We start from the raw sequence: 14,012 nt of genomic DNA, 5'->3' as shown, positions 1-14,012 counted from the left end.
ATCTTATTCAAATTCTAAATTTATGTTTTTTTCTTTGCAAGCTTGTTTCATTTCTTTAGCAACTGTTATCGCTTGCTCTACTGCTTTATCTATATCAAATTCTTCAATTCTCTTGATGTATTCATTAGTATTCAAATCCCCAATAACAGCAAGAAAACGCAATTTACCGCCTTGTTTAAATGCATGAGCTGCTAGAGGAAATTTACAACCTCCTTCTACTTCTTTCATAAAAGCACGTTCTGCACCTACTGCTACTTTAGTGTTCTCATCTGTAATTGCCTCTACTATTTTGTGAGTTTCAACATCATCAGTCCTACATTCGATAGCTAAAGCGCCTTGTCCGATAGCAGGAATAAAATTTTCTACATCTAACGGTGTTCCTTGAGGTAATTCTATCCCTAGACGATTCAGACCAGCCTTGGCAAGAAAAGTGGCATCACAAAGTCCATTTTCCATTTTCTCTAAACGAGTTCCAACATTGCCTCTTATTTCCACAAAAGAAACATCAGGATGAAGTAAAGCACATTGTAACAATCTACGTGGGCTACCAGTTCCTACTTTCTTTACTGGCTCATTAGTCACAACGAATACATCGCGAGGATCTTCTCTTTTCGGAAAACCTGCTAAACAAAGTCCATCAGGTTGATTTGAAGGCATATCTTTCAGACTATGTATGGCAATATCAGCTTGGTTACTAAGCAGTGCATGCTCTAATTCCTTTACAAAAACACCCGTACCGCCAAACTGTGTTAAAGAGCTCCGTTGGTCACGATCACCCTGGGTGCTGTATTTAATAACCTCAAACTCCACTTTAGGATGCGCTTTTTCTAGCAGAGCTACCGTTTGCATGGTTTGGGTATATGCTAAAAGGCTGGGACGTGTTGCGACTCTTATTTTATTCCTCATAATTGATCAAATATCCATCTCTAAAGATAGGAACATTTTGTAGAATACCACGCTTCATACAATATTCAAATTCTTGCCCTATTTCTTCAGAGCGTTTTTTTATTCTAGCAGACTTCTTATAAATATACTCTAATAGATTTTCTCTACCCTCATTATATAATGTCATTGCAATCTCTACGCTATCGGAAGAATGCTCCCATAAATCAGTTTTTATCATCTTCTCAGCTAATGAGCCGGCAAAAAGTGTGTCTTCATAATTAATGGTATTTTTCCAGCCCGAGCATAGCAATAATACATTTTTGTCTTGTTCAACCAACCATCTCAACAAAGCTCCTTCATTTAAAAAAGAACCAATGACAACAGTTGCATCATCTTTCACTAAAGAAATAGCCTGGGTCCCATTTGTAGTGGTAAAAGCAATTTTTTTTCCTTTGACTTCGTCATTATTCATAAAGGCTTTAGGAGAATTACTTAAATCAAATCCTTCTAATTTATAGCCATTACGTTCACCAGCTATCATATAACCTTCTTTATTTTTGTAGGTGAAGGTTTCCTCTGCAGAGGCAAACGGCTTTATACTCTCCACCCCATTGGCTAATGCCACACAGAAAGTAGTAGTAGCCCTGAAAATATCTATAACAACAACAATGCTGTCATCAAGTTTTTGATGAGGATATAGAACAGGAGCTAAACAAATTTCAATTTTTTTCATACAGTACTTTTATAAACTCTTTCTCAAAAGAGAAATGATGGTTATAATAAAAACAAAGAAAGCTTTGCTATCCTGATTTTTCTATTTTGGATAGCAAAGCTTATCATTTTATTTTTGTGTTTTATTTGTCGTAAAATGGCAGTTTAACAATTTCTGCTTTTACCTGCTTTTTACGAATCTGAATGTAAATTTCAGTACCTACTTTGTAATAACCCGGTTGCATATAAGCAAAACCAATAGCTTTTCCTGTAAGAGGAGATACTGTTCCTGAAGTTACCACGCCAATTTTTTCTCCTTCTGCGTTTACTACTTCATAATCTTTACGAGGAATACCTCTTTCAGAAAGTACAAATGGTTTTAAACGACTAGGTGGATTGTTTGTTTTGTGGTCTTCTATAATCTCACGACCTATAAAGTTATTCCCTTCTACAAATTTGGTCAACCAACCTAGACCTGCCTGAATAGGAGAATGCTCATCATCTAAGTCATTACCATAAAGGCAGAAACCAGCCTCAAGTCGTAAAGTATCTCTTGCACCTAATCCACAAGGAATTAAATCATATTCTTTTCCAGCTTCTAAGACTGCATCCCACAATTTCTTTGCATACTCGTTTTTCACATACACTTCACAACCTCCAGAACCGGTATATCCTGTGATAGATACTATAGCGTCTTTAATACCTGCAAATTCTCCAATCTTAAATGTGTAGTAAGTCATCTCTTCCAAGTCAAACTCACATAAGCTATTCATCGCTTTTAATGCTAAAGGTCCTTGTATTGCAAGCTGACAGATATCTGGTGATTCGTTTACTAAATCTACTCCAGGTTTCATTCCTAATTCCTCAGCATATTTTGCACAATGTGCCCAGTCTTTTTCAACATTAGCACCATTTACTACGAGTAAATATTTCTCTTCATTAATTCTGTAAACTAATAAATCATCAACAATACCGCCCTTTTCATTAGTTAAAGTAGAATATTGTATCGTTCCATCAGATAAAGCTGCAACATCATTAGAAGTTAATTTTTGTACTAAATCAAAAGCTTTAGGGCCATTCACAAAAAACTCTCCCATATGTGACACATCAAACACACCACACTTTTGGCGAACAGCTAAATGCTCTGCTTTTATTCCTTCATACTCTATTGGCAATTCATGTCCTGCAAAGGGTACCATTTTTGCACCTTGTGCTACATGGCAATCATAAAAAGGGGTTCTTTTCATTATATATTATTTTAGATTTTATTATGATATAAATTGTGTAGCAAAGATAATGAGTTTGCACAACTTGCCAAAAATGTAATTTAAATTGATTTTAAGTAATTTTCTCTGTTTAAATATCTATCTTTAAGAGTCAATATTTTATCCATATAATTAAACTTTTTGATATGTCTAATAAAGAAAAAGCTAAAAGTAAAAAATTGGAGCAACTTGATGCCTACACTAGTGATAGTTTTGATAAGGCTATAACTACAAATCAAGGTTTAAAAATTAATGATGACAACAACTCTTTAAAAGCCGGAGAAAGAGGTCCTTCGCTTCTTGAAGATTTTATGTTGCGCGAAAAAATCACTCATTTCGATCACGAAAGAATTCCAGAAAGAATTGTTCATGCTCGTGGAAGTGGAGCCCATGGTGTTTTCGAATTGTATGAAGACCAATCAGAACTTACTACTGCCGGGTTATTTACCGATACTTCTAGAAAAACTCCTGTTTTCGTGAGATTTTCAACAGTAGCTGGATCGAAAGGTTCTCCGGACTTGGCAAGAGATGTACGCGGTTTTGCTGTCAAGTTTTATACTGAGGAAGGAAATTTTGATATTGTCGGTAATAATATGCCTATCTTCTTTATTCAGGATGCCATAAAATTTCCGGACCTCATCCATTCAGTAAAACCTGAGCCTGATAGAGAAATACCGCAGGCAGCTTCAGCTCATGACACTTTTTATGATTTTGTCTCTTTATCTCCAGAAACGCTTCACAACCATATTTGGGCAATGAGTGATAGAGGTATTCCTAGAAGTTTACGAATGATGGAAGGTTTTGGAATCCATTCTTATCGATTGATTAATAAAGAAGGTAAAGCTAAATTTGTAAAGTTCCATTGGAAACCTATATTGGGAGCACATTCTATTACTTGGGAAGAGGCCGTTAAAATAAACGGTGCTGATAGTGATTTCCATAGAAGAGATTTATGGGACGCTATTGAGAAAGGACAGTATCCTGAGTGGGAACTAGGATTTCAGATAGTGCCTGAGGAAGATGAGCATAAGTATGATTTTGACTTGCTAGACCCAACAAAACTGATTCCTGAAGAAATGGTTCCCGTAAAGATTGTAGGGAAAATGACTCTGAATAAAAACCCTGAGAATTTCTTCGCTGAAACTGAGCAAGTAGCTTTTTGCCCATCAAATATAGTTCCCGGTATTGATTTTTCTAATGACCCCTTATTGCAAGGACGTCTATTCTCATACCTTGATACGCAAATATCTAGACTTGGTGGACCCAACTTCCATCAGATTCCGATAAACAGGCCTATAAATGAAACGAGCAACAACCAGAAGGATGCGATGATGCAAATGGACATTCCGAAAGGGAAAGCACATTACTTCCCTAACTCTATAGGTGGAGGTTGTCCCCATCAGAGTAAAATGGCAAAAGGCGCGTTTGCATCTATGGCGAAAAAAATTGATGCTCAGCAGGTACGTGGTCGTAGCGAAAGTTTCAATGACTTCTATTCACAACCTGCTCTGTTTTACCGTTCATTAGCTAAGTGGGAACAAGACCATGTTGTGAATGCTTATAGTTTCGAGCTTGGAAAATGTACTTATAAGCATATTAAAGAAAGAATATTATATCATTTACAACAAATCAATGAAGATTTAGCCCAAAAAGTATCAGATAATTTAGGTTTAGAAATTCCTAAGGAAATAGATATGCCTGTAAACCAAGCAGTGGGTGCTGAAGAAAGTGATATCAAAAAATACCAGCCTGCACCCAAAAAGAATTATTTAGAAAAATCTGAAGCACTAAGTCAGACACATAATAAATTTGATACTATTGCAACACGTAATGTTGCTGTATTAGTTGCAGATGGATTTGACATGGACGCTTTTAGCGAAATGGAGAAAACATTAAAAAATAAAGATGCCTTTATAACGCTGATAGCTCCTAATGGTGGCATAGTAAAATGCTCTGACAATATGGAACACGAAGTAGATGCCATGCTATCGACTACAGAAAGTGTTTTGTATGATGCTTTATATATCCCGGGAGGTAAGAAAAGCATAGATGAACTAATGAAAGAAGCAAAAGTTTTTAAATTCATTAAGGAAACTTTTAAATATTGTAAGGCGATTGCAGTAGATGGAGAAGCTGATAAGCTTTTGGAGAAATGTATTGATGTTCCTTACAAAGACGACAAGGCTGTCTTCATTGACGAAAAACCTGAAAAATTTGTTGATGCAATAGCAAAACACAGAAATTGGGAAAGAGAAGAAGTTGCTAAACAAATAATCGTATAATATGCATTGGTTAATCGAGAGTTGGTCGGTGTTGTGGCATGCGGGCTTAACTTCAATAGTTCTGTTGTTTATAATGATATTGTATGTGCGCATCAATGGCCTTCGCTCCTTTGCCAAAATGTCTAGTATTGATTTTGTTACTACCATTACTATTGGTTCTGTTATAAACTCTACCATAATGTCAGACTCTAATTCTATAATTAAAGGTGCCATTGTGGTGGGGTTTTTACTGCTTTTACAAACAATTTTCTCATCTCTTAAAATGAAATTACCTTGGTTTAATAAATTGGCAGAAAACCAGCCGTTATTATTGATGAGAAATGGTAAATTTCTGTATAAGAATTTAGAAAAATCAAATGTTTCAAAAAGCGATGTTGTAGCTAAGCTCCGTGAAGCCAATGCTATAGACCTGAACAATGTTTATGCAGTGGTTTTGGAAACTACTGGAGATATTAGTGTCTTGCATGGAAGTAAGAAAACAGAGCCAGATTCAATTTTACTGGAAGGCGTAAAGGATTCAAATCGTTCAGATTAATTAGACTGTTTCTGAACTGCACGCCAATCAATTCAATATTAGACATTTGGTATCTTTATTGTGGATAAACACTATTGTTTATTAAACCAAAAAAAGAAATTATGAAGATTTACAAAGCAATTAGACAAGACCATGACATTCAGCGTGAATTATGCAAGAAAATCCTTGAAACTTCAGGAGAATCTGAAGAAAGAAAACAGTTATGGGACGATTTGAAGAAGGAATTAGAAGTACATGCTGTTGCTGAAGAACGCTATTTCTATATCCCATTAATTGATACAGACGAGATGCAAGAAGATGCTAGACACGGTATCGCTGAGCATCATGAGATTGATGAGTTGATAAAAGAAGTTGATGAAGCCGATATGACTTCAGCCGCATGGTTAGCTGCAGCTAAAAAATTAGCACATCAAGTAAATCATCACTTAGATGATGAAGAAGATGATTATTTTGATAAAGCTAGAGATATTTATTCTAAAAAAGATGCTAAAAAATTAGCCGATGGCTACGAAAAAACGATGAAAGAATATCGTAAAGGTTGGCCAGAGTCTCTTCCTAAAAATCAATCATAATCAAAATCCATAGAATATGCCTTACGAAACACTAAAAGACTTACCGGATGAGGTAAAAGATGCTTTACCAAAGCACGGTCAAGAAATTTTTCAAGCTGCATTTAACAGTGCAGAGAAGCAATATGACGAAGAAGACCGTTGGTATGCCACAGCTTGGAGTGCTGTAAAAGAGGTATATCATAAAAATAATAAAGGCAACTGGGTAAAAAAGGAGAAGTAATTCTCCTTTTTTTATCTTTGCTTGATAAAATAAATAAATCAATAGAATGAGTTTTGATACTGCACTTGGAAAATTAAGCAATTCGCTAGAAAATGAATGGGACACTTTTATAGATCAATTACCTGAGATTCTAGTAGCAATACTGATCATAATCATTGGAACCTTTTTAGCAAGGTTTACAGCAAAAGTATTCAAAAAAGCAATTGCCTTTCGCTCTCATGATCCTTTAATGACAAATTTCCTCACTAGGGTCGTTAAGTTGATTATACTCATATTAGTATTAATCCTAGCTTTACGGATCGCTGGATTGGGTAGTATTGCAGCAGGATTACTCACAGCTGCCGGTGCAGGTGCAGTTATTCTTGGTTTCGCCTTCAAAGATATTGGCGAAAATTTTATTTCTGGAGTTATACTTTCCTTTAATAGACCTTTCAATTTAAACGACACTGTCATGGTAGGAGATATTTTCGGTAAAGTGAAAGCAATGGAATTTCGCTATACCAAAATAAAAACATTTGATGGCAGAGATGTTTATATACCGAATAGCGACATTATAAAGAAAGCTGTTTTTAACTATACAGAAGACGGTTTTTCTCGTTCAGACTTTATAGTTGGTATCGATTACGATGATGATATTGATATGGCGAAGGAGGTTATACTAAAAACTGTGCTTGACACACCAGGGGTTATGCATACCAATACGCACCAAACATTCATTGCCGTTGATTCTTTGGGTGTTAGCAGTGTAAATCTAAAAGTTATTTTTTGGACGAAGACAAAAGATTATAAACGCAGTGCGGTTGAGATAAAAAGTGACGTGATAAAACGCGTGAAAACTGTTGTCCTAGAAAATGGGCTTAATATGCCTGCTGATATTCACGAAATAAAACTCTATGGTTCCCAAAATAGTATTCCGATAACAGTAAAGAAAGAAGAATATAAAACTAATCTTTCAAAGAAAGAGTCGTAATTTCGTTTGAATGATAAATTAAGTTCAGATTTGCTTCAGGATTCTCTTTTATTAAATCTTTAATCTTCTGATTCTTTGATTCTTTACTCGTAGCTCTAATGAATATTTTCTTTATCCTATCGGGATATTTTTTATAAGCTTTTAGATACACATACACATCTTGTTCAGTAGCATCACCAATTAATATAAATGATAGATTCTTATAAAATCTTAACAAATATTCTATCTGAATAGTTTTATGTTCAATGTGCTCATGTTTAGCCTTTCCTCTCTTATATCCAAAGTCTCTTAAAAACATGGGGCCTTCTGGTAATTTATTTTTTTTAAGGAATAAGTGCAACATACTGTATAAATTCCAAGGGCTATTACTTAGATAAAATATAGGATTTGTATATTCGCCATTAGCATTCCCTGTGAGTGCCTGCAAAGCGTCGCCAATCCCATCGAAGGCTGTTCGTGTATGGGCATTTTCAAAAAGTGTCTCATAAATTAGACGCAGTTTCAAAAAAGAATCAACATATGAATTTAGAACAGTATCATCAATATCAGTAATAATCCCTAGAGAGCTTTGAGAATGTGGTATAAGTATTTTCACATTATCATTAATAGGATTACCTTTCTCATTCAGATAATCAGGTAAAAAGACATTTGTAATTTTCCATTCTATCGCTGTGGTAGTTGAAGGAATTGTAGTATCATTGATTGATAAACTAAAGTAGCCCTCGTTATCTGTTTGGGTCTTATAATCATTACCATTGTAGGTAATAATAACATCTATATTTCTTGCTTCATCAGTTTCAAAGCTCCTGAAAGCATTTATAAAATTTTGAAAAGAGCCATCTTCCTCAGTCACTAGCCCCCCTTCATTTTCTATAACCCTTCCCCTTATCACCACTTCATTAGCATTAGCATAAGAAATAAAAGGGATAATCATCAACGGATCATCATCAAACCACTCACTGCTAATATCCTTAGTTTGTTTCCATATAGTAGTTAAAACATTCCTCAAACTCATAATTTAATGTCTAATTTGAATCAATAAATATAGTTAATTTACACGAGGGTAGATGTGAAAGAAAATATTTATTACTGAATAAAGATTTATTATCTGTAAATTAAATTAGGAGACAAACCATTTGAATTTTTATTTTGTTCTATCCTCTAATTTTAGTATATTTATTTTAACACAATTGGTTAAGTGTTTTTATGAGCTGACTATGGAAGATTGCTACACAACAGACACGTAAATTGTTATTTTAAGACAAAAACTTTTAAAAAATATTATTATGGAATTAAGAAGAAATCAAGTGGTAGTAATAACAGGTGCAGCTGGAGGTATTGGCAGGAGTTGTGCCTACGCAATGCGAGATTACTAGTTAGTTGTAACTGATTACTCACAAGAGATTGTTTAGAAATTGGTACTAGAATTAAAAAATGAAGGAATAGATGCATTAGGGTTTGCTACAGATATTACCAACCGAGATTCCCTTCAAGAGCTGAAAAATCTCACATTAAGACAGGGGAACTTCAAAGCAGTGATCCATACCGCAGGAGTCAGTGGGGCTACAAAGGATCTCAAAACTTTTTGATATAAACCTTCGAGCTACTGATATGCTGATTGATACTTTTCATGACATTTCCAGAAAAGATAGTGTTGTTGTGTTGATTGCATCTATGATGGGACACGCCATACCACCAAACCCGAAGTATGACGATGCATTACGCAATCCTAACGACAAAGATTCTTTCTCAATTGTTGAGCCTTTTGTGGAAAATAACTCAGATACTATGTAGAATTTTACAAAACGTGGCGTTTTGTTGTTATGTAAAGATAATTTAATGCGTTTTGGCAATATGGGAGCGAGAATTGCAACTATATCCCCTGGCGTTGTGTTCTCACCAATGGTAAAGCAAGCTTGGAAAGACCATCCTGAGTCCATGGAAGCACAGCGCCGAATGACACCTGCTGGAAGATATGGAGTACCTGAAGATATTGCAGAGGTTTCAAGATTCTTGATAAGTGATGCATCAGAATTTATAACAGGAACTGATATTATGGTTGACGGTGGTTTGTTCTCACAAATTATGAAGGCGCAAAAAGAAAAAAAGCAATCATCACAAAAAGAAACAAACCCAAGTAATGATGCATCCAAAGACAAGAAAACGAAATAATAAAATTTAGTACTGCGAAAATAAGACTGTCTTTAATTGTTGACAGTCTTTTTTTGTCTAAAGGAAATTATACCTACATTTAGCTTCTAGAAATTATGGATATTGACAGGTATTTAGATAGAATAAATTACAAAGGAAGTTTAGCACCAAACCTAACAACATTAAAAAGATTGCAAAAGGCACATCTATTAGCTGTTCCTTTCGAAAACCTAGATGTTCATACCCAAACTCCTATAAAATTGGACACCAAACACATTTACGAAAAAATCGCTGCCAATAATAGAGGAGGATTTTGCTATGAACTTAATGGATTGTTTTATAAGCTTCTTAATATTCTTGGTTATGATGTAAAAAGAATATCAGCTCGAGTTTATATTGAAAACACCGGTTACAGTCCTGAATATGATCATTTAACAATTATCGCCCATATTGGAGATGAAGATTATCTTACCGACTTAGGCTTTGGAGACTTTTTATTCGAACCTATAGCTTTAGCGAGAGATAATGAAATTTACGATGGTAGAAATCACTACAGTGTGGATATGTATAATGATGAATACTGGCGTATCAATAAATCAAATGATGGTGAATCCACACCTGAATTTATTTTTAAAAATATTGATAGGAAATTTGAGGAATTTGAAAATAGGTGTAATTATCATCAAACAAATCCAGACTCAAGTTTTGTTCGAAAACGTCTCATTTCCTTACCAACAAAAGATGGTAGAGTTACCTTAACCGGAAACACATTAAAACTTACAAGAAACAGTAAAACCATAGAATCACGTGAGATAGATGCGGTTGATTTTCCAAATATTCTTTGGGAGAAATTTAGAATTAAGTTATAAATAACTACTGATATCTTTCTCTTGGTTGGCTAATAATACACTTTTCTAACTTCATAATTAAACAGTATAAAAAAACACTCTCCAAATTTGATTTTACACACATTTATCGCAATATTGCAATGAATAAAAATAAAGAAAATAATGGGTTTATCAAAAACAGAGATTTTCACTAAAGAACAAAACCACATTGCATCTATTGCAAAGGTTATAGGACATCCTGCAAGAGTTGCTATTTTGCAACACCTATTCAAAATGGATTCATGTATTTGTGGAGATTTAGTAGAAGAAATAGGATTAGCACAAGCAACAATTTCACAGCATCTTAAGGAACTCAAAGCATTAGGATTGGTAAAAGGAAATGTGGAAGGACAAAGCGTATGTTACTGTATCGAAAAATCTAAATGGGTTGAAATCAAAAAAGTGCTGTTGAACTTTCTCGATCAAGATGTAACTGATATCACTAAATGTTGCTAAACTATGAATACTTTGCATCCTTCTAATTCAAAACTGATCTTACCACTTCGTAAGACGATAGAAGACTTAGATATCTAGACTATCTCTATGGAGCGTAATGAGATTCTCCAACCATTGATTGATTACCTACAATCAAAAATTAATGACCACCAACCTATCCGATTAATTTTTATTTGCACTCACAACTCCCGAAGGAGTCATTTAGCACAAGTTTGGGCTCAGACTTTGGCATTTTATTATGGAATTCAAAATATAATTTGTTATTCAGCGGGTACTGAAGCAACAGCGATATTTCCCTCAGTGATTCAGAGTTTACAAAAATCAGGGTTTCTAATAGAAAAACTCTCAGAAAGTGATAATCTGATCTACAGCATGAAATACGCTTTAAACGAGTTGCCGATAATTGGTTTCTCAAAAACGCTAACAACCGACTTAAACCCTAAATCACAATTTTGTGCTATTATGACTTGCTCACAAGCTGATAATGGGTGTCCTTTTATTGTTGGAGCAGATAAAAGAATACCTATCACTTATGATGACCCGAAAATATTTGACAACTCTCCAGAGCAAGCTGAAAAATACCTAGAGAGAAGTAAACAAATAGCGACAGAATTAAAATATGTATTTGTAAATATTAAATTATAAAAATGAAATCAAAAAAATTAAACTTTCTAGACAGATACCTAACACTTTGGATATTCATAGCTATGGCAATTGGCATCAGCTTGGGTTATTTTATACCATCCTTCCCAAACATTATTAATTCTTTTACTAGTGGTACAACCAATATCCCCATGGCAATAGGATTGATTTTAATGATGTATCCTCCTTTAGCCAAGGTCAATTATTCCCTGTTGCCTAAGGTTTTCAGAAACACGAAAATACTATCAATTTCATTGTTTCTAAATTGGATTGTGGGACCTGTTTTGATGTTTATTTTAGCCATTACTTTTTTAAGAGATTATCCTGAATACATGGTTGGTCTTATTCTTATAGGACTCGCTAGATGCATTGCCATGGTATTAGTTTGGAATGACTTAGCTGATGGAAGCAGTGAATATGGTGCTGGCTTGGTTGCACTCAACAGTATTTTTCAGGTCTTTGCATATAGTTTCTATGCATAGATATTTATCACTATACTCCCTCCCTATTTTGGATTTGAAGGGGCAATTGTGGCCATTTCAATTGGCACTATTGCAGAAAGCGTTGCAATTTATCTTGGTATTCCATTTCTCATGGGTATAATGAGCCGTTTTATTCTAGTAAAATTAAAAGGTGAAATGATTGTCGAAATCCCAATGGATATAATCATTATTGCTATTCCACTACTGATTTATTTTATCTTGATGTTTGTCATTGGATTTTTTGTCACCAAAGGTGTTGGGGCGAGCTATGATAAAACAGCATCGGTAGCTTTTACTGCTGCAGGCAATAATTTCGAATTAGCTATCGCAGTAGCCATTGCAGTTTTTGGTTTGAATTCTGGTCAAGCATTTACAGGAGTGATAGGTCCATTAGTCGAAGTTCCAGCTTTGATAATATTAGTACGTATTTCTTTCTGGCTACGGAAAAAGTACTTTAAAGGTATTAAAAATTAATATCATCATCCAGTGTAGGACTGCTTCTTTTAAAAAACCTGCTGGCTAGCTTGTATTTTAACAAAAAAGCGATTCAAGTTTGAACTTGAATCGCTTTTCATTTTTGCAAGATTAAACCTCTTGCAATCCTAAAATAAATTATCTAATTAATCTGCTTTTATTTCTTGCGGTTTACTTCCATAGGAATATGAACTTTAACTTCGTCGCCTACTACAGCTGTAGCTGCCCAACTTCCTGTACCAACACCATAGTCAGTTCTATCAAGAGTAGTATCAAAAGAAAGTCCCATCAATGTATGACCTTCCATCATTGGATTAGTCATCGTACCCAAAACTTTCATTGGAAGAGCGATGTTTTTAGTTACATCTTTGATTGTCAGTTTACCATGAACCAAATAATCATTTGTTCCTTTTTTCTCAAACTTAGTTGATACAAATGTCATCTTAGGATATTTTTCTGCATTGAAAAAATCAGCTGATGCCAAATGATTGTCTCTTTTCTCATTATCAGTATCTACACTATTTACTGCAATAGAGAACTCTGCCTTACTTCCTTCAAGATTGTTTGGATCGAAATAAATCGCTCCATCAAATTCCTTAAAGTTTCCTGTTACTGATGAAAAGAAGTGATTGATAGAGAAATCCACAGATGTGTGCATCTTATCAACTTCCCACTTTGGTGCATCTTGAGCATTCACAGCTACTACACTTAATGCAGTAATAAATACTGCTAAAACCATTTTTTTAATTGTTGAAATCATTGTTTTAAAATTTTAATGTTTTTAATATTCAAATTGTTTTATCTATATCTTTATACCAAAACACCTAAAATATCACCCAGTGTACTAATTTTTTTTCAATTTTTCTTCTTGCTCTTTTACTCTTCTTATCTGCTCCACACACTTATATGTCTGATTATGAGCACTATGCTTCGTAGAGTAGCCATACTCCTTTTGAATTTCTTCTATAGCTTTTCCGTTTACAAATATATCCTCTATCAGTCCATCACAGTGTTTCGATATTTTCTCACGATAGCTATTTAGTTTCTCACAGTCGCTCATCTCCTCTTCAATAGAATCATTAATAGAACTTTGAAAATCTAAAGAGTTCATCGTATCCATTGACAAATCAAAGTCTTTATCTCGCAATTTTTTAAGCCAGAGATTTTTGCAAATAGCATATACATAGGTATTTATAGATGCAGTTAGTTTGAAATTATCATTTCGTAATTTTTCAATAAGAACCATCATGGCATCTTGAAATAAATCCTCAGCATCAGCTTTGCCTCCACTATTATTACTGACAAACTTCAATATTTTTTGGAAATTATCTTGGTACAATTTCCCAAACGCAGAATTATTTTCAGTTTTTAGATTATTTAAAATAGGATTCATCTTTTTTTATCTTTTATATAAATCATTCAATTTCAGTGCCAAAAATACAAACCATTTTTTGACATTTTTGTGGAGTGGTTTTTGCAC

Annotated in this window: 15 protein-coding genes and 2 pseudogenes; 11 read left to right on the top strand and 6 right to left on the bottom strand. The window is 34.3% G+C overall.

Annotation, left to right across the window (positions count from 1 at the left end):
• Window positions 1-3: 3 nt before the first annotated feature.
• The 3 genes from hemC to gcvT form a co-directional block, all read right to left on the bottom strand.
• Entirely contained in the window at window positions 4-906 is a 903-nt protein-coding gene (gene hemC, locus C7377_RS03800; RefSeq protein ID WP_116495985.1) for a hydroxymethylbilane synthase, read from the bottom strand.
• On the bottom strand, window positions 896-1,618 hold the full coding sequence (locus C7377_RS03795) for a 2-phosphosulfolactate phosphatase (RefSeq protein ID WP_116495984.1): 723 nt from the start codon (window positions 1,616-1,618) through the stop codon (window positions 896-898). Before C7377_RS03795 ends, hemC begins: the two co-directional genes overlap by 11 nt.
• Window positions 1,619-1,739: 121 nt before the next feature.
• The gene (gcvT, locus tag C7377_RS03790; protein WP_116495983.1) at window positions 1,740-2,843 is read right to left on the bottom strand and encodes a glycine cleavage system aminomethyltransferase GcvT; all 1,104 of its coding nucleotides are present in this window, start codon (window positions 2,841-2,843) and stop codon (window positions 1,740-1,742) included.
• 164 nt (window positions 2,844-3,007) lie between these two features.
• Between gcvT and C7377_RS03785 the strand changes: the two genes are divergently transcribed.
• The 5 genes from C7377_RS03785 (at window position 3,008) to C7377_RS03765 (ending at window position 7,440) form a co-directional block, all read left to right on the top strand.
• Entirely contained in the window at window positions 3,008-5,143 is a 2,136-nt protein-coding gene (locus C7377_RS03785; RefSeq protein WP_116495982.1) for a catalase, read from the top strand.
• Window position 5,144: 1 nt separating this feature from the next.
• Window positions 5,145-5,678 carry a DUF421 domain-containing protein gene (locus C7377_RS03780; protein WP_116495981.1) on the top strand — a complete coding sequence of 178 codons (534 nt, stop codon included), beginning with the start codon at window positions 5,145-5,147 and terminating at the stop codon, window positions 5,676-5,678.
• Between the two features lie 101 nt (window positions 5,679-5,779).
• Window positions 5,780-6,250 carry a hemerythrin domain-containing protein gene (locus C7377_RS03775; protein WP_116496222.1) on the top strand — a complete coding sequence of 157 codons (471 nt, stop codon included), beginning with the start codon at window positions 5,780-5,782 and terminating at the stop codon, window positions 6,248-6,250.
• A 16-nt stretch (window positions 6,251-6,266) separates the two neighbouring features.
• Window positions 6,267-6,470, top strand: coding sequence for a ChaB family protein (locus C7377_RS03770; protein ID WP_116495980.1), 204 nt, complete (start codon window positions 6,267-6,269; stop codon window positions 6,468-6,470).
• A gap of 46 nt (window positions 6,471-6,516) precedes the next feature.
• Window positions 6,517-7,440: a mechanosensitive ion channel family protein gene (locus C7377_RS03765; protein WP_116495979.1), complete on the top strand. Its 924-nt coding sequence runs from the start codon at window positions 6,517-6,519 to the stop codon at window positions 7,438-7,440.
• Here C7377_RS03765 and C7377_RS03760 read toward each other — a convergent pair.
• Complete coding sequence (locus tag C7377_RS03760) at window positions 7,415-8,455, bottom strand: phosphatase domain-containing protein (RefSeq protein ID WP_116495978.1); 1,041 nt, start codon at window positions 8,453-8,455, stop codon at window positions 7,415-7,417. The genes C7377_RS03765 and C7377_RS03760 overlap by 26 nt on opposite strands.
• Window positions 8,456-9,051: 596 nt before the next feature.
• On the opposite strand from C7377_RS03760, the gene C7377_RS09500 reads away from it, so the two are divergent.
• The 6 genes and pseudogenes from C7377_RS09500 to C7377_RS03735 all read left to right on the top strand — a co-directional run bounded on the left by C7377_RS09500 (window position 9,052) and on the right by C7377_RS03735 (window position 12,532).
• A complete protein-coding gene (locus C7377_RS09500; RefSeq protein ID WP_207778401.1) occupies window positions 9,052-9,234 on the top strand; it encodes a hypothetical protein in 183 nt (60 codons plus the stop codon).
• 18 nt (window positions 9,235-9,252) lie between these two features.
• Window positions 9,253-9,612 (top strand): annotated as a pseudogene (locus tag C7377_RS09495) (SDR family NAD(P)-dependent oxidoreductase); the annotation flags it as partial.
• A gap of 95 nt (window positions 9,613-9,707) precedes the next feature.
• Window positions 9,708-10,460: an arylamine N-acetyltransferase family protein gene (locus C7377_RS03750; protein WP_116495977.1), complete on the top strand. Its 753-nt coding sequence runs from the start codon at window positions 9,708-9,710 to the stop codon at window positions 10,458-10,460.
• Between the two features lie 141 nt (window positions 10,461-10,601).
• Window positions 10,602-10,934 (top strand): ArsR/SmtB family transcription factor, encoded by a 333-nt coding sequence (locus C7377_RS03745; protein ID WP_116495976.1) that lies wholly within the window; start codon window positions 10,602-10,604, stop codon window positions 10,932-10,934.
• Window positions 10,935-11,021: 87 nt separating this feature from the next.
• The gene (locus C7377_RS03740; RefSeq protein ID WP_207778399.1) at window positions 11,022-11,579 is read left to right on the top strand and encodes an arsenate-mycothiol transferase ArsC; all 558 of its coding nucleotides are present in this window, start codon (window positions 11,022-11,024) and stop codon (window positions 11,577-11,579) included.
• Between the two features lie 2 nt (window positions 11,580-11,581).
• A pseudogene (locus tag C7377_RS03735) lies at window positions 11,582-12,532 on the top strand (arsenic resistance protein).
• A 157-nt stretch (window positions 12,533-12,689) separates the two neighbouring features.
• Here the strand turns inward: C7377_RS03735 and C7377_RS03730 are convergent.
• Complete coding sequence (locus C7377_RS03730) at window positions 12,690-13,292, bottom strand: YceI family protein (protein WP_207778398.1); 603 nt, start codon at window positions 13,290-13,292, stop codon at window positions 12,690-12,692.
• Between the two features lie 84 nt (window positions 13,293-13,376).
• Window positions 13,377-13,925, bottom strand: coding sequence for an RNA polymerase sigma factor (locus C7377_RS03725; protein ID WP_116495975.1), 549 nt, complete (start codon window positions 13,923-13,925; stop codon window positions 13,377-13,379).
• Between the last annotated feature and the right edge of the window lie 87 nt (window positions 13,926-14,012).

The sequence above is a fragment of the Balneicella halophila genome, from assembly GCF_003096835.1.
GTDB lineage: Bacteria > Bacteroidota > Bacteroidia > Bacteroidales > Balneicellaceae > Balneicella > Balneicella halophila.
The sequence above is the reverse complement of the archived record's forward strand: the minus strand, read 5'-3'. Positions and strand labels throughout refer to the sequence as shown.

Excerpts from the sequence above, each read along its gene's own strand:
- C7377_RS03750 (WP_116495977.1), top strand. The coding sequence starts at position 9,708 with ATGGATATTGACAGGTATTTAGATAGAATAAATTACAAAGGAAGTTTA.
- C7377_RS03770 (WP_116495980.1), top strand. The coding sequence starts at position 6,267 with ATGCCTTACGAAACACTAAAAGACTTACCGGATGAGGTAAAAGATGCT.
- C7377_RS03795 (WP_116495984.1), bottom strand. The coding sequence starts at position 1,618 with ATGAAAAAAATTGAAATTTGTTTAGCTCCTGTTCTATATCCTCATCAA.
- C7377_RS03765 (WP_116495979.1), top strand. The coding sequence starts at position 6,517 with ATGAGTTTTGATACTGCACTTGGAAAATTAAGCAATTCGCTAGAAAAT.
- C7377_RS03785 (WP_116495982.1), top strand. The coding sequence starts at position 3,008 with ATGTCTAATAAAGAAAAAGCTAAAAGTAAAAAATTGGAGCAACTTGAT.
- C7377_RS09500 (WP_207778401.1), top strand. The coding sequence starts at position 9,052 with ATGCTGATTGATACTTTTCATGACATTTCCAGAAAAGATAGTGTTGTT.
- hemC (WP_116495985.1), bottom strand. The coding sequence starts at position 906 with ATGAGGAATAAAATAAGAGTCGCAACACGTCCCAGCCTTTTAGCATAT.
- C7377_RS03745 (WP_116495976.1), top strand. The coding sequence starts at position 10,602 with ATGGGTTTATCAAAAACAGAGATTTTCACTAAAGAACAAAACCACATT.
- C7377_RS03740 (WP_207778399.1), top strand. The coding sequence starts at position 11,022 with ATGGAGCGTAATGAGATTCTCCAACCATTGATTGATTACCTACAATCA.
- C7377_RS03775 (WP_116496222.1), top strand. The coding sequence starts at position 5,780 with ATGAAGATTTACAAAGCAATTAGACAAGACCATGACATTCAGCGTGAA.
- C7377_RS03760 (WP_116495978.1), bottom strand. The coding sequence starts at position 8,455 with ATGAGTTTGAGGAATGTTTTAACTACTATATGGAAACAAACTAAGGAT.
- C7377_RS03730 (WP_207778398.1), bottom strand. The coding sequence starts at position 13,292 with ATGATTTCAACAATTAAAAAAATGGTTTTAGCAGTATTTATTACTGCA.
- gcvT (WP_116495983.1), bottom strand. The coding sequence starts at position 2,843 with ATGAAAAGAACCCCTTTTTATGATTGCCATGTAGCACAAGGTGCAAAA.
- C7377_RS03725 (WP_116495975.1), bottom strand. The coding sequence starts at position 13,925 with ATGAATCCTATTTTAAATAATCTAAAAACTGAAAATAATTCTGCGTTT.
- C7377_RS03780 (WP_116495981.1), top strand. The coding sequence starts at position 5,145 with ATGCATTGGTTAATCGAGAGTTGGTCGGTGTTGTGGCATGCGGGCTTA.